The sequence below is a fragment of the Streptomyces sp. SAJ15 genome, from assembly GCF_007595705.1.
Classification (GTDB): domain Bacteria; phylum Actinomycetota; class Actinomycetes; order Streptomycetales; family Streptomycetaceae; genus Streptomyces.
Genome location: NZ_NISY01000010.1, coordinates 1 through 20,735 on the forward strand (window position 1 = coordinate 1; position 20,735 = coordinate 20,735).

General features: G+C 73.6%; 16 protein-coding genes. 10 read left to right on the forward strand and 6 right to left on the reverse strand.

What is annotated here, in order from left to right:
• Nucleotides 1-510: 510 nt before the first annotated feature.
• Nucleotides 511-1,611: a citrate synthase 2 gene (locus CD790_RS23390; protein WP_186319194.1), complete on the reverse strand. Its 1,101-nt coding sequence runs from the start codon at nt 1,609-1,611 to the stop codon at nt 511-513.
• Nucleotides 1,612-2,112: 501 nt separating this feature from the next.
• On the opposite strand from CD790_RS23390, the gene pdxH reads away from it, so the two are divergent.
• The gene (pdxH, locus tag CD790_RS23400; RefSeq protein ID WP_144385294.1) at nt 2,113-2,751 is read left to right on the forward strand and encodes a pyridoxamine 5'-phosphate oxidase; all 639 of its coding nucleotides are present in this window, start codon (nt 2,113-2,115) and stop codon (nt 2,749-2,751) included.
• Between the two features lie 526 nt (nt 2,752-3,277).
• Nucleotides 3,278-4,972, forward strand: coding sequence for a PAS domain-containing protein (locus CD790_RS23405; RefSeq protein WP_144385295.1), 1,695 nt, complete (start codon nt 3,278-3,280; stop codon nt 4,970-4,972).
• Between the two features lie 115 nt (nt 4,973-5,087).
• Here CD790_RS23405 and CD790_RS23410 read toward each other — a convergent pair whose 3' ends face one another.
• Nucleotides 5,088-5,843: an SIS domain-containing protein gene (locus tag CD790_RS23410; RefSeq protein ID WP_144385296.1), complete on the reverse strand. Its 756-nt coding sequence runs from the start codon at nt 5,841-5,843 to the stop codon at nt 5,088-5,090.
• A 170-nt stretch (nt 5,844-6,013) separates the two neighbouring features.
• Here CD790_RS23410 and CD790_RS23415 point away from each other — a divergent pair, with 170 nt between their 5' ends.
• The 4 genes from CD790_RS23415 to CD790_RS23430 all read left to right on the forward strand — a co-directional run bounded on the left by CD790_RS23415 (nt 6,014) and on the right by CD790_RS23430 (nt 10,490).
• Nucleotides 6,014-6,706 (forward strand): metal-dependent transcriptional regulator, encoded by a 693-nt coding sequence (locus CD790_RS23415; protein WP_144385297.1) that lies wholly within the window; start codon nt 6,014-6,016, stop codon nt 6,704-6,706.
• 1,039 nt (nt 6,707-7,745) lie between these two features.
• Complete coding sequence (locus tag CD790_RS23420; protein WP_144385298.1) at nt 7,746-8,618, forward strand: alpha/beta fold hydrolase; 873 nt, start codon at nt 7,746-7,748, stop codon at nt 8,616-8,618.
• A gap of 244 nt (nt 8,619-8,862) precedes the next feature.
• Entirely contained in the window at nt 8,863-9,684 is an 822-nt protein-coding gene (locus tag CD790_RS23425) for a hypothetical protein (RefSeq protein ID WP_144385299.1), read from the forward strand.
• A 476-nt stretch (nt 9,685-10,160) separates the two neighbouring features.
• A complete protein-coding gene (locus tag CD790_RS23430) occupies nt 10,161-10,490 on the forward strand; it encodes an SH3 domain-containing protein (RefSeq protein ID WP_260867810.1) in 330 nt (109 codons plus the stop codon).
• A gap of 117 nt (nt 10,491-10,607) precedes the next feature.
• Here CD790_RS23430 and CD790_RS23435 read toward each other — a convergent pair whose 3' ends face one another.
• From CD790_RS23435 to CD790_RS23445, 3 genes are all read right to left on the reverse strand, one after another.
• Nucleotides 10,608-12,263, reverse strand: coding sequence for a transporter (locus tag CD790_RS23435; protein ID WP_260867811.1), 1,656 nt, complete (start codon nt 12,261-12,263; stop codon nt 10,608-10,610).
• Nucleotides 12,260-13,060 carry an ABC transporter ATP-binding protein gene (locus CD790_RS23440; protein WP_144385301.1) on the reverse strand — a complete coding sequence of 267 codons (801 nt, stop codon included), beginning with the start codon at nt 13,058-13,060 and terminating at the stop codon, nt 12,260-12,262. Before CD790_RS23440 ends, CD790_RS23435 begins: the two co-directional genes overlap by 4 nt.
• 137 nt (nt 13,061-13,197) lie before the next feature.
• On the reverse strand, nt 13,198-13,863 hold the full coding sequence (locus CD790_RS23445) for a bifunctional DNA primase/polymerase (RefSeq protein ID WP_144385302.1): 666 nt from the start codon (nt 13,861-13,863) through the stop codon (nt 13,198-13,200).
• Between the two features lie 356 nt (nt 13,864-14,219).
• Between CD790_RS23445 and CD790_RS23450 the strand changes: the two genes are divergently transcribed.
• Both CD790_RS23450 and CD790_RS23455 read left to right on the forward strand, forming a co-directional pair.
• A complete protein-coding gene (locus CD790_RS23450; RefSeq protein WP_144385303.1) occupies nt 14,220-15,608 on the forward strand; it encodes a transcriptional regulator in 1,389 nt (462 codons plus the stop codon).
• A gap of 145 nt (nt 15,609-15,753) precedes the next feature.
• On the forward strand, nt 15,754-17,733 hold the full coding sequence (locus CD790_RS23455; protein WP_144385304.1) for a hypothetical protein: 1,980 nt from the start codon (nt 15,754-15,756) through the stop codon (nt 17,731-17,733).
• Here CD790_RS23455 and CD790_RS23460 read toward each other — a convergent pair whose 3' ends face one another.
• On the reverse strand, nt 17,734-19,086 hold the full coding sequence (locus tag CD790_RS23460; protein WP_144385305.1) for an ABC transporter substrate-binding protein: 1,353 nt from the start codon (nt 19,084-19,086) through the stop codon (nt 17,734-17,736).
• Between the two features lie 180 nt (nt 19,087-19,266).
• Here CD790_RS23460 and CD790_RS23470 point away from each other — a divergent pair, with 180 nt between their 5' ends.
• Entirely contained in the window at nt 19,267-19,707 is a 441-nt protein-coding gene (locus CD790_RS23470) for an SCO4402 family protein (protein WP_260867812.1), read from the forward strand.
• 29 nt (nt 19,708-19,736) lie between these two features.
• Nucleotides 19,737-20,621 (forward strand): formyltetrahydrofolate deformylase, encoded by an 885-nt coding sequence (purU, locus tag CD790_RS23475; protein ID WP_144385308.1) that lies wholly within the window; start codon nt 19,737-19,739, stop codon nt 20,619-20,621.
• The last annotated feature ends 114 nt before the right edge of the window (nt 20,622-20,735 follow it).

A 20,735-nucleotide genomic window follows, 5' to 3' on the forward strand; every position in this document is an offset into this window, starting at 1 on the left:
CCCGGCGGTGCCGAACGGCCGCAACCGGTTAGGGACGAGGGTGCGCCGCGCCGCGCACCGGGGGGTCGGGGTCGTGGGGGCGGCTGGCCCCCACATCCCGCCGCGATGGCGAGAAGCCCAACGTCGGAGCCCGGCGGTGCCGAACGGCCGCAACCGGCTGGGGGCGGGGGGTGCGCCGCGCGCCGCGCACGGGGGTCCGGGGGCGTGGGGGCGGCTGGCCCCCACATCCCGCCGCGATGGCGAGAACCCCGACGTCGGAGTCCGGCGGTGCCGAACGGCCGCAACCGGCTGGGGCGGGGGGTGCGCCGCGCCGCGCACGGGGGTCGGGGGCGTGGGGGCGGCAGGCCCCCACATCCCGCCGCGACGGCGAGAACCCCGACGGCGGAGCCCGGCGGTGCCGAACGAGCCGCAACCGGCTCGGGAACGGGGGTGCGCCGCGCCGCGCGCTGCCCGCGAGGGCGCCCGCCCCAGCCCGCCGCGAAGGCAGACACGTCCCCCGACATCGAACCCCTAGCGGGAGGCGCCCCCGTACCCGGCGATGTCGCGCGGGCTGCGCGCGCCCGGGCCCACGTAGCGGGCCGACGGCCGGACCAGTCGGCCCGTCCGCTTCTGCTCGAGGATGTGCGCGCTCCAACCGGCGGTGCGGGCGCAGGTGAACATCGAGGTGAACATGTGGGCGGGGACCTCGGCGAAGTCGAGCACGATGGCGGCCCAGAACTCCACGTTGGTGGCGAGCACCCGGTCCGGCCGCCGGTTGTGCAGCTCCTCGAGGGCGGCCCGCTCCAGGGCCTCGGCCACCTCGAAGCGCGGGGCGCCGAGCTCCTTGGCCGTACGACGCAGCACCCGGGCGCGCGGGTCCTCCGCGCGGTAGACGCGGTGGCCGAAGCCCATGAGCCGCTCGCCGCGGTCGAGGGCGCCCTTCACGTACGCGACCGCGTCACCCGTGCGCTCGATCTCCTCGATCATGCCGAGCACGCGGGACGGAGCGCCGCCGTGCAGCGGGCCGGACATGGCGCCGACGGCGCCGGAGAGCGCGGCGGCGACATCGGCGCCGGTGGAGGCGATGACGCGGGCGGTGAAGGTGGACGCGTTCATGCCGTGCTCGGCGGCGGAGGTCCAGTAGGCGTCGACGGCGGCGACGTGCCGCGGGTCGGGCTCGCCGCGCCAGCGCCGCATGAACCGCTCCACCACGGTCTCGGCCTTGTCGATCTCCCGCTGGGGCACCATCGGCAGGCCCTGCCCGCGGGCCGACTGGGCGACGTAGGAGAGCGCCATCACCGCGGCCCGTGCCAGGTCCTCGCGGGCCTGCTCGGCGTCGATGTCCAGGAGCGGCTTGAGTCCCCAGACGGGCGCCAGCATGGCGAGCGCGGACTGCACATCGACCCGGATGTCACCGGAGTGCACCGGGATGGGGAAGGGTTCGGCCGGCGGCAGACCGGGATCGAAGGCGCCGTCGACCAGCAGGCCCCAGACGTTCCCGAAGGAGACGTGACCCACCAGGTCCTCGATGTCGACGCCCCGGTAGCGGAGCGCGCCGCCCTCCTTGTCGGGTTCGGCGATCTCCGTCTCGAACGCGATGACTCCTTCGAGCCCAGGCACGAAGTCGGACATCAGGCGGCTCCTCGTGATGTGGTCGACATGAGCGGTCGACAGTCGACTAAAAGCGGCTCAATCGGCTTCTTGACGGGTGTACCCGGTCTTGCGGTGCTTTTCGGTTACCCCGGTGATGCCCCGTGCGGGGAGGGGCTCATCCTGCCCCGGCGCACGGCGGCGGGAGCCGCACGGCCACAGTGGACCAGCACAAGATTTTGCGCGGTCGGGCACCGACGGGGAAGGGTGAGAAGCGGCACACCGTGCCATTTGGGCCGGAGGGGTTACGCGCGTCGGCCCCGAGGGAAGGCCGATACCGTCCCCTGTCGTCGCCCGGGGATGCTGCAAGATAAGCGCGTGCCTCACGACGACTCCCACGACGTCCCCCGCCACGATTCTCCCGCCCCGCACGATTCTCCCGCCCCGCACGATTCTCCCGCCCCGCACGATTCTCCCGCCCCACGCGACTCCGCGCCCGAGCGGCCCGATTCACTCGCCGGCTACACGCTCGACCCGGCCGCGATGCGCAAGCACTACCGCACCGAGGGCCTGACGGAGGCGGAACTGGCCGCCACCCCGTTCGAGGAGTTCACCCGCTGGTTCGCGCAGACGGTGCGCAGCGGGCTGCCGGAGCCGAACGCGATGGTCGTCTCGACGGCGGACGCGACGGGCCGGCCCAGCTCTCGTACGGTGCTGATGAAGTCGTACGACGACCGCGGCTTCGTCTTCTACACCAACTACGACTCCCGCAAGGGCCGAGACCTGGCAGCGAACCCGTATGTCTCGCTGATCTTCCCCTGGCACCCGCTGGCCCGACAGGTGGTGGTGACGGGCGTGGCCGAGCGCACCGGGCGCGATGAGACGGCGGCCTACTTCCGCACCCGCCCGCACGGCTCCCAGCTGGGCGCGTGGGCCAGCCCGCAGTCCACGGTGATCGGCTCCAGGGAGGAGCTGGACCGGCTCTACGCGGACCTGGCGGACCGCTATCCGCCGGGCGAGCAGGTCCCGGTGCCGCCGCAGTGGGGCGGCTTCCGGGTGGTCCCGGAGACGGTGGAGTTCTGGCAGGGACGAGAGAACCGGCTGCACGACCGACTGCGGTACGTGCGCGTCACGGGCGACGAGGGCGACCGGGGCTGGCGTGTGGAGCGGCTCTGCCCGTAGCGGGTCCGTGGGTCGGCGGCAGGGCCCATCCGGCAAGGCCGGCCGCCGGGCCCGTTAGCCGTGGCCGTGAGCCGTGGCCTGTTCGGCGCGGCCCGTTAGCCGCGGCCCGTTCCGCGCGGCTCGTTCGTCGGCGGCCGCCCGGCGGGGCCGCGAACGCAGACGACCCGCGAGCTCAGTCCCTCGCGCCGGCTGGTGCGAGGGGCCGGCCGGACGTACCGGCGAGCCCGCGGGTCGGGTGACTGCTGGGAATTGGACCGGCGACTACCGCCGGTACCGCGCAAGAGCGCGACGACGGGCCGTCAGCCCGCAGTCACCTCACGCGTCCGGTTGCCATACATCTGCCGAACCACCTCCCTTCTCGTGTACCTCACACACTAGGAACCCCTCCGCGCCCGCACAACCGAATTTCTGGCGGGCAACGATTTCGGCGAACCCCGTGTGGCACGCGTCACGTTCGAGTTCAATAGCCCGACGTGCAGCAGATGCAGCCGCAGCCGCGGACCGCGCGTACAGCAGGGGGTGTCGGGTGACCGCTCCGCAACGTTCCGAACCCGCCCGGTCGAAGCCGACGACGGCACTGGCCGCGGAAGCGGCCCCGCCACCACCGGAACCCGATCGCGGCGACCGCTCCGACCGCGACGACTCCGTACTGCTCGCGGCCCTGCTCGACGGCATGGACGCCGCGCTCTGCGCCTTCGACGCGGAGGGCACGGTCACCCACTGGAACCGCGAGGCGGAGCGCATCCTGGGCTGGACCGCGGCCGAGGCGGTCGGCCGCCGGGGGATCACCGGGTGGGCGGCGCGGCCCGCCGACGGCCGCGAGGTGGAGGCGCGGCTGATGGGCGCGATGAGCGCCGCCGGCCGCCAGGTGCACGAGTTCGCACTGCTCACCAAGGAGGGCAACCGGGTCCTGGTGCGCACCCAGACATCGGTCGTGCAGGGCCCGGGGGGCCGGCCTGCGGGGGTGTACTGCGCGTTCAGCGAGGTGCACACCCAGATCGACCTGGAGCGGTCCATCGCGCTGAGCGAGACGCTGCTGGACGACGCCTCGTGGGGGGTGATCCTCGTCGACGCCGACCTGCGGCCGGCGGTGGTCAACGACCATGCCGCGCGGGCGCTGCGGACCGGCCGTACGGCGCTGCTCGGGCGCCCGCTGGGCGATGTCCTGGCGCAGGGCGTGGAGGAGGCGGAGAGCGCCCTCCAACACGTCCTGGCCGAGGGCACGCCGCCCGCACCGGCCGAGATGTGGGTGACACCGCGTGCCAGGGTCGGCGGCGGGGACGCGGGCGAGAACGACGGCCCCGGGACGGGCTCCGGCTCCGGTTCCGGGGCCGGTTCCGTGAGCGGGGAGCGCGAGCTGGAGCGCCGCTGCTGGCGCAGCGGGTTCCTGCGGCTGGCCTCACCGCTCGCCGAGGAGCCGGCGCCGCTCGGCGTGGCCTGGATCTTCGTGGACGTGACCGACGCCAAGCAGGCCGAGCAGGAGAGCTCGCGGCTGCGCTTCCGCAGCAACCAGCTGCACCGCGCGGCGCGCGCCGCCGCCGAGTGCGAGGACCCGGTGGAGGCGGCCACCGTGCAGTTGGACTTCGCGCTGGCCGGCTTCGCGGACCATGCGCTGATCGACCTGGTCTGGGAGCCGCCCGCCGTCGCGCCCGTCGTTCCGCCGACCGTCGCGCGGCGCGGCGGGCCCGCGCGGTCCGCCGGCGGGCCGGACGCCCCCGGCGCCTCCCCGGCCGTCGGCGGGACGGCGGACGGCGCCCGCGGCGGCCTGGCCGGGCTGGCGGGCGACGGGTCCGCCGGGCTGCCGGACACCACCGGTCCGGTGCGGCTGGTGCGGACGGCCGCGACACCCGCCGGCGCGAGCGGGCTGAGCCCCTGCCCCTGCCAGCCGGTGCTCTCGGGCGGCATTCCGGTCGCCTATATGGAGGGCCACCCGGCGCTCCAGGCCGCCGAGCGCTGCGGTTCGGTGCGGGCCAGCTCGGGGCGGATGGAGGGCGCCGCCGCCGCGCAGTGGGCGGCCACCCGCAAGTGGCCGGAGGGCACCGCGCACGGCCTGTGCTCGGTGCTCCGCAGCCGGGGCCGCACGCTGGGCGTGGCCACCTTCCTCCGCGGACCGAGCCGCCGCCCCTTCGACCGCGCGGACGCGGCGTACGCCGAGGACGTGTCCGTACGGGTGGCGGCCGCCCTGGACCTGGCGCGCCAGCTGGGCGGGCCGAGGAGCTGAGCCGCTGGGCCACCGAGCGGCGGACCGGCAGTGGTGGGCGTGCCCCGGCGGGTGGGGCGCGCCCGCGCGGCAGCCGGGTCGCGGTGCGGACGCCGCGCCCCGGGCCCCGCCGCCGCTACCGCCGGTAGAAGATCCGGTCGGCGTACTCCGCCATGACCCGCCCGTTCCACTCGTGCCCGCCGTCGACGTTGCCGGAGCGGAGCATCGGCGGGTCGATGCCGCGCGCGGCGAGCTCGCCCGCCGCCGTCGCCACCACGGCCTGCATCAGCGCGCTGGTCACGACCGTCGAGGCGGGGCCGAAGGGAGCGCCGATCCCCTCGGCGGTCAGCTCCGCGTCGCCGAGCGGGATCTTGGTGTCGAGGACCACGTCGCAGTGGTCCTTGAGGAAGGTCCCGGAGGAGTGCCGGGACGTGGTGCCGGTCGCGTACACCAGCGACGTCACGCCGATCACCTTCAGCCCGAGCGCCCGCGCGTTCCGCGCCATCTCCACGGGCAGCGTGTTGCGCCCGGAGAGCGAGATGATGACCAGCAGGTCGCCGGCCTCGACCGGGCTGGTGTCCAGCACGGCGCCCGCCAGCCCGTCCACCCGCTCCAGCGCGCTGCCGAGCGTGGCGGGTACGACATCGACGCCCACCACGCCGGGCACCGGGAGGAGATTCATCAGCGCCAGCCCGCCCGCGCGGTAGACGACATCCTGAGCGGGCAGCGAGGAGTGCCCGGCGCCGAAGGCGAACAGCCGGCCTCCGGCGACCACGGTGTCGGCGATCATCGCCCCCGCGGCGGCGATGCGCTCGTCCTCCTCGTCCCGCACCCGCTGGAGCAGGCCGATGGCCGCGTCGAAGTACTGCCCGGCCAACTTGGGGTCGCTCATCGGCGCGGTGCCCTTTCCGTCTCCGTGGGTGCGTACGCTGGGTGGCGCGGATCACGTTGCGGTCTGGACCATCCGTCTGTCAATACGGAGTGCCGCTCTGGACCCCGTTGTCGGTGGGATGCGTCAGAATTAACGGCAGGGCCACCGCACGACACCATCGAGGGGCACGCATGTCCGGACTCATCGACACGACGGAGATGTATCTCCGCACCATCCTCGAGCTGGAAGAGGAGGGTGTGGTCCCCATGCGGGCCCGCATCGCGGAGCGGCTCGACCAGAGCGGTCCGACGGTCAGCCAGACCGTGGCGCGGATGGAGCGCGACGGGCTGGTCCAGGTGGCCGGCGACCGCCACCTGGAGCTGACGGACGAGGGCCGCCGGCTGGCCACGCGCGTGATGCGCAAGCACCGGCTGGCCGAGTGCCTGCTGGTCGACGTCATCGGCCTGGAGTGGGAGCAGGTGCACGCGGAGGCGTGCCGTTGGGAGCACGTGATGAGCGAGGCGGTGGAGCGCCGCGTGCTGGAGCTGCTGCGCCACCCCACCGAGTCGCCGTACGGGAACCCGATCCCCGGCCTGGAGGAGCTCGGCGAGAAGGCCGAGGCCGACCCGTTCCTGGACGAGTCCATGGTCAGCCTCACCGAGCTGGACCCGGGCGCCGAGGGCAAGACCGTCGTCGTGCGCCGTATCGGCGAGCCGATCCAGATGGACGCCCAGCTGATGTACACGCTGCGGCGCGCCGGCATCCAGCCCGGCTCGGTCGTCAGCGTGACGGAGTCCGCGGGTGGCGTGCTCGTGGGCAGCAGCGGCGAGTCGGCCGAGCTGGAGCCCGAGATCGCCTCCCACGTCTTCGTGGCCAAGCGCTGACCGTGCCGCGCTGACCGCCGAGCGCGGAATCGTCTCTCCGCGCTCCAGAGCGGCCCGAGAACCGGGTCCGCGCCGTCTCAGCGCCCCCTCTGTCTCCGCGTCTCCCGCGTCTCCGTCGCGCGTACCGGCCCCTACCGCACGGACGTTGACCACGCGTCACGCTCCGTGCGGATTTTCGTCTTTCACCGGTGTTCCCCGCGCGCGGGGTCGGTCCTCGGCTCAAGTGGGGTCGACGGCGCGCGAGGCCGTGCGATCCAGACCGTGGTCGTGGGCCGTGGGCCGCGGGCGGGCGCGATCCGGGGCGGTGCGACGCCCGTACGCGCGGCCGTCGACTGACGGGCCGTGGGGTCGGGCGCGGGGCGCGGAGCGGACGGGAGCGACCGCGCGGCAGCCGACGGCGACGTCAGCGGAGGGACACGTTCACCCTATTCGGCCGAGTTTCCGCCCGCGACCTGCGGTATCGAGGCACCTACCCGGTGGAGTTGCCGGAAAGCGAGCGGGCCGGTCCCGAGCGTGCCACCCTGGCGCTGACGCATATGCGTGCGGACGCATATGTGCGCGGACGCGCAGGGGGCGCGATGGACCCATGGGGCGAGACGGGCAGAACGACCGCCCGGGCGGCAGGGAAGTCGGCGGAGCGGGCACCGGGGAGAGCGGGCGCGGCCCGGCGGATGGGCGGCCCGGAAGGGGCCGACATGCTGCGGGGCCCCGGTGGCCTGCGCCGCCGGGGCCCCGCCTCCCCATGTCCCCCCACTTTTCCCCTCATTGCCTCCGGCGGCAGGGCCCGCTGTGCAGCGCGCCCTCCCGCCGGAGGCGGTGGCGACCCAAAGCCCCGAGCTCTCAGGGTCTGCCCTGGCGGACCCCCTTCCCCAAGTGGTCCGCCTCCCGCTCCTTGTCTCCCCTTGGCGGAGGGGTCCAATCCTCTTAGCCGGTCACTCAAACGAGGGGTGTTACGCGCCAAAAGCCTTTGTTCGAATACGAGTTCGATAGCCTGAGTCGGTCAGAGACAGTCGAGAGGCGAATGGGGGTGCCAGGACCCATGGTGCGGCGCATCAACGTCATCGGAGCCGGCAGCGTACGGCTCGCTGCCTGGGAGTTCACCGACCCGCCCAAACCGGCGGGCGGCGACCAAGCGGAGGCCCACCGCTCCGGAGTCCTGCTGTTGCACGGGCTCATGGGTCGCGCCTCGCACTGGGCGGAGACGGCCCGCTGGCTCGCCACCCGACATCGCGCGGTCGCCCTGGACCAGCGCGGCCATGGGCGCAGCGACAAGCCCGCTGACGGCCCGTATACGCGGGAGGCGTACGTGGCCGACGCCGAGTTCGCCGTGGAGCGGCTCGGCCTCGCCCCCGTCACCCTGATCGGCCACTCCATGGGCGCCCTCACCGCCTGGCAGCTCGCCGCCCGGCGCCCCGATCTCGTGCGGGCCCTGGTCATCGCCGACATGCGGGCCTCCGCCCTCGGCGCCGCGTCCCAGCGCGAGTGGGCGGACTGGTTCCGGTCCTGGCCGCTGCCGTTCGCCACGCTCGCCGACGTCCGCAGGTGGTTCGGGGAGGACGACCCCTGGCTGGAGCGTCCCAACGCGTCCCGGGGCGAGTTCTTCGCCGAGGTGATGACCGAGCGCGCCGACGGCTGGCGCCCCGTCTTCTCCCGCCGCCAGATGCTCACCTCGCGTGAGACCTGGGTGCATGACGCGCACTGGGAGGAGCTCGCCCTCGTCGAGTGCCCCACCCTGGTCATCCGCGGCCTGGACGGCGAGCTCGGGCGCGCCGAGGCCCAGGAGATGGTCCGCGTCCTCCCGCGCGGGCAGTACGCCGAGGTGCCGGACGCGGGCCATCTGCTCCACTACGACCAGCCGGAGGGCTGGCGCCGCGAGGTCGAGTCGTTCCTGGCGGCGGCGGTGCCGGCGTAGCGGCGGCGCGCCCGGCTTCCGGGCCCGGCGGTGTCTGACCCTGTGACAGCGGCGCCCCGCCGAACGCCCCCAGCACCCGCGGCGTGCGCCGCCACCTCCCCAGTGGTCCCTGTCCGTCGAACGGGTGACGTACTGTTCACTCCGCTGCCGTGCTGGCGGCGGTGTCGGTCGCCTCGCTGACGTGCGAGGCGTGTGCGAGGAAAGGGACAACGGGGCCATGGGGGTTCGGGACAGACTGCGCGGTTTGGGCGATGCGGTGACCTCGGCGGCGACGACGGCGGGCAAGGACATCGTGAACCGCGCCAGCCAGGCCGGCCGCGGTGGCGCCACGGCCTCCGGCGACTGGGTGCACGGCGTTCTCGGTGCGCTGCCCGCTCCGGCGGCGCCCGCCGTCGAGCAGTGGGAGTTCTCGCTGGGCGCCCTGGTGTGCCGCCATCCGCGGGTGCCCGCCATCACCGCGAAGGCGCTGCGGTCGCTGGACGGCATCGGCGCGCTGCGCTTCGGCCCCGAGTCGGTGGGCTTCGACGGCGAGGACATCCCCTGGGACAAGGTGGTGCGGATCCAGCTGCACAACGCCTTCGCCGCCATGACCACCGACGCGCTGGACAACGAGGTCGACCGGGTCCGCGAGCTGCTGCCGCCGATCCCCGGCCGCAAGTGGGCGGTCACCAAGGTCGTCGAGGGTCTGGCCGCGGTCGTGCTGGCCTCCCTGGAGCAGGCCGCCGACGAGCGCCTGGACGCGGTCAACGTGGCCTGTGAGATCACCTACCGCGGCGGCATGCTCGGCCGGGAGAAGACGCTGCGCGCCAACCTCTTCACCACCGCGCTCCTGGCCCACCAGGCCGACGTCGCGTACAGCCTGGTGGTCACCGCCCAGGCCAAGGGCGTGCCGGTGCTGCCCGCAGACCCCGGCGCGCTCAGCGTGGAGATGGTCGAGCGGGTGCGCGCGCTGCGGGCGCGCACGGACACGGTGGCGGCCGAGCTCCAGGCGGAGCGAGAGGACGACGGACAGCCGGGCCCGTCGGCCCTGCCGGGCCAGCAGGGCCACCCGGGGCAGCCCGCCTGAGCACGGTCCCCGACGGGGGCTGATGGGGCTGGTCGGCGGCGCCCGACCCGGTCGGCGGCGCCCGTGCGGATCGCCGTCCGAGTCGATCGGGCGGCGATCGGGGCCGGGCCGACCCGCCGGTCGGCCCGACCGTCGATCACGGCCCGGGTCACCGCCGATCTGCCCTCGACAGGTCCGGGCAGGTCCGGGCAGGTCCGGTCAGCCGGCGTCGCCGGAGCCGCGACCGGTGCGGACAGGCGGTCCAGGGCGGTCCAGGCGGACTCGGGCACGGTGGGTGGGCAACGGCCTCACCCGCCCTCCCGGAAAAGATCGATTCCGCATTCACCGGCGGCCTTCCGGCCCGATCTCGCTATTCGGCCTTCCGCGGTCTTCGTGTGAATGCGGAAGTCCGGTGATGCTAAGGTTTTCGATTGTGTGACCGATTGCATCTCGTATACGGGGGAGATTGCGTGAAAATTCAACACAAATTTTCGATAGTGGCGGTTTCGGTCGCGCTGAGCTTCGGTGGCGTGGTCGCGATGGCGCCCACCGCCTCCGCCGTCAACTCCTCGGCCTGCCGCTTCAATTCGCCGGATGTGAACGTCAAGGTCGACTCCACCGGGGCCCGACTGCGGAGTGGCCCGGGGAAGCGGTACGCCTCCAAGGGCGTGCTCACCAAGGGTGATTCCTTCCGCTACTGGTGCCGCACGGGTGGCATGAAGGACTACGACAAGAGCTGGTCCTACGGAAAGATCCTCAAGCGCACCAAGTCGGGGATCCCGGCGGGCACCCGCGGCTGGGTCTACAGCAGATACCTCGATATGTGACCGCATATCGCGCGGCGAATGCCCGCCGGCGCCGGCCCGGTGAAACCGACTCACTTCTCCCACGGATACGAGCGGTTGGCGAAGTGCGGACTCACGGGCCGGCGGGGTTCGGTGTCGTCACCCCTTGGTGACGGCCGTCAGGATCTCCGGCAGGCGCGCCGCCGCCCGGGGCGCGGCCAGCCGCAGCCCCGCCTCAGCCACCCCGTAGCCGTACGCCACGCCCAGCGGCAGCACCGTCCACAGCCAGTCCTGGCCGCCCGCCTGGTGCAGCCAGACGGTCAGCGCGATCAGCGGCGCGCAGATCAGCACGCCCGCGACCATCCCGCCCAGGATGGAGAGGGTCGCGATGCCGCTCTGGCCGGGCGCGACGTTCTTGAAGCCGCTGTCCTGCGGGATGGTGTACGCGTAGTAGACGGAGGAGAAGGCTCCGGTGGCGATCAGCGCGCCCGTGAGTGCCAGGGTCAGCCCCAGCGCCTCCGGGAAGGCCGCCCAGTCCTGCGTCAGGGCCGCCGAGCCCAGCACCACCAGCGTCGCGTACGGCAGCGCCACCAGGCCCAGCGCCAGCGCCCGCCCGCGCAGCTCCAGATAGGCGTCACGCGGCGTGGCGATGGTCTGCGTGACCATCCAGAAGGCGGAGTGGTCCTGGCCGAACTGGTTGTACATCTGCAGGCCCATGAGCCCCGTCGCCCAGCACGCCGCGTAGACCGAGCCGGTGCCCTGGAGCACGGTGACCACCGGGACCAGGATGCCGACGCCCAGCCCCGACACCCAGCCCGCCTTGGACTTCGGGTCCCGCCAGGCGTAGCGCAGGGTGCGCAGCGCGGCGATGCCGGTGCGGTCCGCCGGCAGCAGCCCGGCCAGCCCGCCGGACGCCTCTCCGGCGCCCCGCCGGCCCGGCTCCGCCGCCTGGAGGGTGGCCGAGTCGGGCGAGCTCATCAGTCGGGTCAGGGAACCCGCCCACCACCACAGCAGCAGCATCAGCGTGGCGGCGGCCAGCGCGAGTTGGCCGAGGGCGGCCCCGTACGCACCCTCCCCGGCTCGCCACACCGCGTCGATCGCGGAGGCGGGCGGCACCCAGCGCAGCACCTCGGCGGCGGGCGTCAGACTCTCCAGGCCGTCCTCGCCGGAGAGCTTCTGCCAGCCCAGGTTCACGAATTGTGCGCCGATCGCGATGAACAGGCCGCTGAGCAGGGCGAGATCGCGTCCCTTGCGGCTGGTGAGCAGCCGTACGTTTGCGGTCGCCACGGCTCGCGCCAACGCGACGCAGACCAGCAGCACGAGCGGCACGGCGACGAGCCCGACGGCCACGGCCGCCCCGCCGTGCGCCACGCTGACCACCGAGCCGGCCGCCAACGTCAGCGTGAACAGCGGGCCGATGCCGATCAGCGAGGAGAGCAGCAGCGCCACCACCAGCGGGCGCGGCCGCAGCGGAAGCATCACCAGCCGGGTGGGATCCAGCGTCTCGTCCCCGCTGGAGAAGAACAGCGGCATCACGGCCCAGCCGAGCGCCATGAGCGCGGTGAGGCAGACCACCAGCGCCTCGGCGTGGTCCACGCCGCGCAGCAGGATCAGCCCCAGCAGTTGGAGGGCGGCGAAGAGCGCGGTGAAGACGAGCGAGGAGATATACGCGGCGCGCCGGCCCGAGGACATGCGCAGGCCGTTGACCAGCAGGGACAGCTTGAGCCTGGCGAAGACCGGGATGGTGGTGCGGGCCGTGACCAGCCGGGCCCGGTCGGCCGCGCCCGGCGCGGGGGTCGGGGCGAGGGTGCTCATCGGGCGTCGCCGCCCAACCAGTCCAGGTCCTGCCCGGCGGCCTGGTCGCCCGCGCCCACCAGCTCCAGGAAGGCGTCCTGGAGGGTGGCGGCGTCACCCCGTACGACCTCCAGCGGGCCCTGGGCGCGGATGCGGCCGGTGGCCATCACCGCCACCCAGTCGCACAGCGACTCGACCAGCTCCATCACATGGCTGGAGAAGACGACGGTGGCGCCCGAGGCGGTGTAACGCTCCAGCACCTTGCGGATGGTCTGCGCCGACACCGGGTCCACGCCCTCGAACGGCTCGTCCAGGAAGAGGACTTCGGGGTTGTGCAACAGGGCGGCGGCGAGCCCTATCTTCTTCCGCATGCCGGTGGAGTAGTCGACGATCAGTTTGTGCTGCGAGCCCGTCAGGTCCATCACGTCCAGCAGCTGGGTGGCGCGCTTGTCCACCTCGTCGCCGGGCAGTCCGCGCAGCCGCCCCATATAGCCGAGCAGCTCCCGTCCGGAGAGCCGGTCGAACAGCCGCAGCCCCTCGGGCAGCACGCCGATGCGCGACTTCACCTCGACCGGGTCCTGCCACACGTCGTGGCCGACGATCTCGACGCTGCCGGAGTCGGGCCGCAACAGCCCGGTGACCATGGAGAGCGTGGTGGTCTTGCCCGCGCCGTTGGGGCCGACGAGGCCGATGAACTGGCCGGCGGGCAGCTCGAGATCGATGCCCGCGACGGCGACCTGTTCGCCGAATCGTTTCCACAGCCCCGATATGCGGACGGCGGCCCGGCGGCCCGATGTCTCCTGCGTCTCCCGCGTCATGTGTGCTGAGCCCTTCGACGTGCGCGCGGGGGCTCCGGCGCGGGCCCCCGTCCGCAGCACACCATAAGGCCGGAGGGAGCATGCTGTCGGCGGGGGCGACGGCACCTCCCGGGGCGGCCTGCTGAGGTGACGGTAGCTCAGCGGCCGCGGGCCGCGGAGGCTTCCCTTCCGCAGGCGTACGCCAGGGCGCTGACCAGTTCCACCGCGTCCGGCAGCCAGCGGTTGGCGGCGGTGGGCTGACGCGCCCACTGCACCGATCCGCGCGAGCCCACCCGGGTCGGCGGCGCCGCCACGTAGGCGCCCTCGCCGTGCGCCACCAGGTCGATCGAGGCCGGCGGCCAGCCCAGCTTGCGCACCAGGTCGGGGACCTTGGGGGCGGCGCCGGGCAGCACGAAGAAGAGCATCCGGCGGTCCGGAGTGGAGGTGATGGGCCCGAGCTCGACGTTCATCCGCTCCATCCGGGCCAGCGCCAGACAGCCGGCGCTCTCCGGCACGTCCAGCGCGTCGAAGGTGCGGCCGGTCGGCAACAGGATCGAGGCGCGCGGCGTCTTGCCCCACACCCGGCGGGCGGCCACGGCGCTGCCGGTGGCCTGGCTGGCCCAGTCCGGTCGGGAGGGGTGGGCGCCGGGGGCGGGACAGTCCAGGGACCCGCACGAGCAGCGCTCCATGCCCCCGTCGGCCTCCAGCCAGGTGCCGGGGAACACGTCCCAGTGCCGCTGCTCGGCATAGCGCACGGCGGCGTCCAGCATGCGCTCGCCGCGCTGCTTGGGGATCTGCGGAGTCTCTGTCACGGTCACGCCCATGGTCTCTTCCACGTGTCTCTCAACTTTCGCCCGCCCCAAGGGTTACGGCTTTCCACCAGGTCAGGAGGGGAGCACCGACATGTCATGCGGGGCGCATGGATGCATGGGCGGGGGCGCGTGGCCGGGCGCGGCGCGGTGAGTGGGTAACCACCTTCAGTGACGGGGGCCGAAGCGCCGCCGACCGTACCGCAGACCCCGGGTGGACGCGGAGAAACCCGTCCGAAGCGCAAGCACGACGCGGATGCACGTTGCGGGTGAATACGGGCAAGTCTTGCATTCCCCGTATATCCGCTGGGCATTGATCACCAGGGTACGCGTTCGTCGTGAACGCTTCAGCAGTCACAGGGGGTAGAGCCATGGCCGCTAGGCCGCTCGTGGCGCGACAACCGAACGAACGGTTGCAGGCGCTCATTCAGGAAGCCGGCTGCTCCAACGCCGGCCTGGCCCGCCGCGTGAACATGTGCGGCGCCGAGCACGGACTCGATCTGCGCTACGACAAGACGTCGGTCGCCCGCTGGCTGCGCGGCCAGCAGCCGCGGGGGCGGGCGCCGGGCATCATCGCCGAAGCCCTCGGCCGCAAGCTCGGGCGCACCGTCACCATCGACGAGATCGGCATGGCCAACGGCAAGAACCTCGCCTCGGGCGTGGGCATGCAGTTCTCGCCCACCGTCCTCGGCGCCATCGAGCAGGTCTGCGAGCTGTGGCGCAGCGACGTCGGCCGGCGCGACTTCCTGAGCGGTTCGACCGTCGCCGCCTCGGCGCTGGTGGAGCCCAGTCGGGACTGGCTGATCACCGGCCCGGACGCCCAGGTCGCGCGGACGGCCGGGGCGCGGGTGGGGGTCTCGGACGTGGCCGCGGTGCGGGCCACCACCGAGGCGATCGTGGAACTCGACCACCGTTACGGCAGCGGGCATGTGCGGCCGGTGGTCGTCCACTATCTGAACAGTGTGGTCTCGGGTCTGCTGGCCGGCTCCTACCGGGAGTCGGTGGGGCGAGAACTCTTCGCGGCCGTCTCGCGGTTGACCGAGCTGGCCGGCTACATGGCCGTCGACACCGGCCAGCCGGGTCTCGCGCAGCGCTACTACATCCAGGCCCTGCGGCTGGCGCAGGCCGCCGGCGACCGTGGATACGGTGGATACGTGCTGGCCGCGAGCATGAGCCACCTCGCCGCCCAGTTGGGAAACCCGCGGGAGATCGCGCAGTTGGCGAAGGCCGCCCAGGAGGGCGCCCGCGGTCAGGTGCCGCCCCGCGCGGAGGCGATGTTCCACGCGGCGGAGGCCCGCGGGCACGCCCTGCTCGGCGACGCGCGCGCCTGCCAGCTGGCCAGCGGTCGCTCCATGGACGCCCTGGAGCGTGCCGACGGCCGCCCCGACTCGGGCGACGAGCCGGCCTGGATCCGCCACTTCGACCACGCGTACCTCGCCGACGAACTGGCGCACTGCCACCGCGACCTGGGCCAGGCCGAGCTCGCCCGGCGGCGCGCCCAGGAGTCGTTGGACGGCCACCCGGAGGGTCGGGTGCGACGCCGGGCCATCGGGCTGTTGTTGCTGGCCACGGCCCATGTGCAGCGGCGCGAGGTGGAGCAGGCGTGCCACACCGGCGCGCGCGCGGTGGACCTCCTCGGCCAACTGCGGTCCAACCGCGGGGCTGAGTACCTCGACGACTTCCAGCAGCGCCTGGAGCCCTATCGCGACGAGCCGTCGGTGCGTGAGTTCGGCGCCCGCCTGGAGGTGCAGGCGGCCTGACCCCGGGACGAACGGGGGAGAAGGGAACGACCCCGGCGCCCTGCGCCGGGGGGCGCCCCCCGCGGGTGGGGGACGTGCCTGTCGCGCGGAGTGACCCGGTAGCGTGGCCCGTCGATTCCGTACCCGCACAGCCCTAGGAGTCCCGGTGACGCAGAGCGGACAGGGAAACGATCCGCAGCTCCCCGCGGTCCCGCCCGCCCACGAGGGCGTCGTGCTGCCCGCCCACGGCGACCAGGGGGACCAGGGCCGGCAGCAGGCGGCTCCCGCCGGCGGTCAGCCCTGGGGCCAGCCATGGGGCCCGCAGGCCGCGCAGCAGCCGCCGGCGCAGCCGCAGCCGCCGGTCCAGCCGCAGCCGTACGGACAGCAGCAGCCCGCGGCGCAGCCGCCGCAGCAGCCCGCGGCCTACGGCTACCCGCCGCAGCAGGCCGGCGGTTACGGCTACCCGCCGCAGCAGGCCGGCGGCTACGGCTACCCGCCCCAGCACGCCGGAGGGTACGGCTATCCGCCCCAGCAGGCCGGCGGTTACGGCTACCCGCCGCAGCAGGCCGGCGGTTACGGATACCCGCCCCAGCAGGCGGGCGGTTACGGATACCCGCCCCAGAACGCCGGAGGGTACGGATACCCGCAGCCGGCGCAGCCCCAGCAGCCCCAGCAGCAACCTGCGCCGCCGAACCCCGCGCAGCCCGCCCCGCCGCCGTACGCGTCGCAGCAGCCGTACGTCCCGCAGCGGCCGGCGCAGCCGCAGCCGCCCGCGTACGGCCAGCAGTCGCCCGCGGCACCCCAGCCGGGCCCGCCGCCGGTGGCGCACGCGGAGTCGACCACCGTGCTGCGCCCCGTGCCGTCCGCGGGGCCGCAGCCGCCCGCGGCGCCCGCGGCGCCGGGCGTGGGTGACGCGACCCAGGTGATACCCCCCGTGACGCCGACGGACATATCCGCGGCCCCGACGGCCGCCATGCCCGTGGTACCCCCAGCGCCCGCCCCGGGCGGCGACGGCGACGCGACACAGCTGATCCCCCCGGTCGGGGCGTCCGCGCCCGGCGGGATGCCGCTGCCCCCCGGCAACGCCCCCGCGGTCCCCACCCCGTCCGCCTCCGTGCCGCTGCCGCCGGAGCGCCGTCGGGAGGCGCCCGCGGAGTCCACCACGGTGCTGCGCCCGATCCGCGCGGACGGCCCGCAGCCGCCGCGCGGCGGCGCGGCGCCGGCGCCCGGCGCCGCGGAGGAGACCACGGTGCTGCCCGGCCCGATCCCGGCCGCCGGCGGCACCACGCCGCAGCCCGGCGGGGCCCCGTTCGCGGTCCGGCCCGGGCGGCCGGGGGAGCGGCAGCCGCCCATGGAGTTCGAGGGACTCTTCCGCGACGGCGCCGCCGCGTCGGCCACCCCGGAACGGCCCGACTCCACCCAGCAGCTCCCGGTCTTCGACGACCGGATGGACCTGAACCCGCCGGGCGCCGGGCGCCGGGACGCCGAGCCTCGACGCGGTCTCTCGCGCGGTGCCCTGATCGGCATCGTGGTGGCGGGCTGCGCGGTCGCCGGGCTGGCGGCGGGCGCCCTGCTCAGCGGCGGGGACGAGGGCGGCGACGACGACAAGAAGAGCGTCAACGCGAGCTCCCAGCCGTCCGCGGACGAGGAGGAGCCGGCGCCCAAGGAGAGCGCCTCGCCCACCGCCGACCCGGTCGAGGCGCAGGCCAAGGCGCTGGACACGCTGCTCGCTGACAGCAACGACAGCCGCGCCTCGGTGATCGCCGCCGTGGAGAACATCAAGACCTGCGAGAGCCTGGGCACCGCGGCCAGCGATCTGCGCACGGCCGCGCAGCAGCGCAACAACCTGGTGACCCGGCTGGGCCAGATCTCCGTGGACAAGCTGCCCAACCACACCCAGCTCACCGAGCAGCTCAACAAGGCGTGGAGGGCCTCGGCGTCGGCCGACAACCACTACGCGGCCTGGGCCAAGCAGGTCGCCGGGAAGAAGGGGTGTCACAAGGGCAAGGCCCGCAGGACCGGCCAGGTCGCCCTCGCCGAGCAGGCCAGCGTCCAGGCGACCGAGGCCAAGACCAAGGCCGCGGACCTGTGGAACCCGATCGCCAGGAAGTACACGCTGACCGAGCGCCGCAAGGAACAGCTGTGATCAGCCGTCGCGCCGCTCCAGGGTCTTCGTCACGTTGACGAAGCCGTCGCGGACCGCCACCAGCCTGCCGCCCCGGACCACCTGGTAGGTGACGTTGGCGTTCACGATCCGCGGGTAGGCGGGCACGGCCAGCAGGTCGCCGTAGCCCCAGCGCAGCTTCGGGGTCAGACCGCCGGTGTCGACGGCGTGGCCCCGGTCCAGGGCGCGCTTGACCGCGCGGGCGTCGATGTCGTCGGGGTCCAGGGACATCAGCACCGAGCGGAGCGCGGTGTAGGCGATCCAGGTGGTCTGCGAGCCGGGGTCGGCGGCGTCGATCCGGTCGTCGTCGAAGGCGTACTCGGTCACCACGCGGTGCATGGCGCGCCAGCCGGGGTCGTCGGCGGCCGGGTACCAGCCGGTGGCGTACGCGCCCTCCAGGGCGCTGGCCTTGCCGCCGGTGCTGTCCACCAGGGACTGCCGGACGCTGCCGAGGACGGAGGCGATGCGCACCTTCGGCGTGCCCTCCTGGAGCCGCCGGAAGGAGTCGAAGAACGTGTTGGTGCGCTTGCCGAGGGCGGCGGTGACGCAGTCGCGTCCGGAGGCGTCGCCGGAGAGCGTGCCGGCCCCGTCCGCCGTCGTGCCGCCGGTGCCGCCGCCCAGGCCGTCCAGCGCGCGCCGGGCCTGCGCGGTGTAGTCGGAGGCGTCCTCGGGGGCGCGGATGTCCTGGGCGGGCCGGCGGCCGCCGGCCCGCAGCCCCGCGTCGAGCAGCCGCGGCAGCTCGTCGCCGGCGATGGTGTCGGGGCGCACCAGGGAGACGTGGTCGCAGACGGACGCCAACTGCCGTCCGTTCCCGGCGAGCAGGGCGGCCTGGCCGCCGTTGACGGGGTAGGAGAAGGGGCTGGAGAACTCCTCCTCGGAGAGGCCGTAGCCGCCTATGTAGGGGATGCCGGCGACCTCCAGCGGGCCCATGAAGGAGCGGCCGTGCTGGCTGTAGGAGCCGACGACGGCGACGGCCTCCGCGTCGGCGGCCTGGTCGGCGCAGCGCGCGGCCTGCACCGTGTCGTTGCGCTCGTTGCAGGTGATGACCTTGAGCTTGCGGCCGTGGATGCCGCCGTTGTCGTTGACCCAGCGGACGTACGCCTGCGCCATCGCCGGCATGCCCGGCATGTTGGTCGCCGCGGTGGCCTCGGGGGCCCAGGTCATGACGACGATGGGGGAGTCGTCGGAGGAGGAGGCGGTGCCGGGGAGCGCGCCGCACCCGGCGAGTGCCGCGGCGCCGAGCATCGTGCCCAGCGCCAGCGTGGCCCTGGTGCGGAGGGAGCGGGAGGCCGTGGTGCGGAGGGGGCGGGAGAGGGGGCGTCGCCGTCCGGTCATGCCCAGCGAGTCTGCTGTTCGACCAGGAACGCCCTTGCTATGGAAAGCCGACGCGAGGTGACCGCGCGGTGAATTGCGGGGGCTCGATCGCTCGCATTTGTGAAGAACGTACGATCGGACATCGTGCAAGGTTCGGAGAAGTCTTCCCGTCGCGGCCGTCGCTCGACCACCATGGGCGCCATGCCGCTCAATGACATGCCGTGGTGGCGCTGGCGCAGCAACGTGCGCTCGGCGCTGCACATGCTCTCCGACCCGGTCTTCCAGCGGGAGTGTTGGCTGACCGGCCAGGACGGGTACGGGGACGTGACCGACGCCGTCTACCGCCTGGTCGAGGACACCTGGCTGGACAACTGGTCCGCCGAGAAGTACGTGGGGACCATATTCCGGGACGCGGAGGAGGCGGCCCTGGTCGACGCCGCCGTGCTGCGGGTGTTGCGGATCCTGCACCAGGTCGGCGCGGACGCCCCGGTGTCGGCGTATCTGGAGCACCCCGGGTGGCCGGAGGTGGTCGCCGCGGCGCGCGACGCCCATGTGCGGCTCGCGACGAACGACGGCGAGGACCCGAACGTGCCCCCGGCGTCCTTGCAGGTTCTGGCCATGATGACCAGAGCGTTTCTGTGAGCTTTACGGATGTGCGACGCTATGGAGTCATGACCGACCCGCGCCCCGCCGCCTCTGCACACGCCTCTGACCAGTACGTTCTCATCCTGTCCTGTCCGGACAAGCAGGGCATCGTGCACGCGGTGTCCAGCTTTCTGTTCATGACCGGTTGCAACATCGAGGACAGCCAGCAGTTCTGCGACCGCGACACGGGTCTCTTCTTCATGCGGGTGCACTTCCGCGCGGAGGCCCCGGTGCGGCTGGAGAGCCTGCGGGCGAGCTTCGCCGCGGTGGGCGAGTCGTTCCAGATGGACTGGCAGATCCACGAGGCCGAGCAGAAGATGCGGATCCTGCTCATGGTCTCGAAGTTCGGCCACTGCCTGAACGACCTGCTCTTCCGGGCCCGGATCGGAGCGCTGCCGGTGGAGATCGCCGCCGTCGTCTCCAACCACACCGACTTCGCCGAGCTCGTCGGCTCGTACGGCGTCCCGTTCCACCACATCCCGGTCACCAAGGACACCAAGGCGGAGGCCGAGGCGCGGCTGCTGGAGCTCGTCCGCGAGGAGCGGATCGAGCTGGTGGTGCTGGCCCGCTATATGCAGGTGCTCTCCGACAGCCTCTGCAAGGAGCTCTCCGGGAAGATCATCAACATCCACCACTCCTTCCTGCCGAGCTTCAAGGGCGCCAAGCCCTACCACCAGGCGCACGCGCGCGGGGTGAAGCTGATCGGTGCCACCGCGCACTACGTGACCGCTGACCTGGACGAGGGGCCGATCATCGAGCAGGAGGTCGAGCGGGTCGGCCACGAGCTCACCCCGGATCAGCTGGTCGCGGTCGGCCGGGACGTGGAGTGCCAGGCGCTGGCCCGCGCGGTGAAGTGGCACAGCGAGCGCCGGGTGCTGCTCAACGGGCACCGCACGGTGATCTTCTCCTGACCCCTCGGTGGGCTCGCGGCCCGCGCCGGCGGGGTCCGCGTCCGTAGGGGGTCAGATCGGTGGCCGCTCCCGTCCCGGGGCGGCCACCGGCGCGTTCGCCGCCCCGCGGGGCGG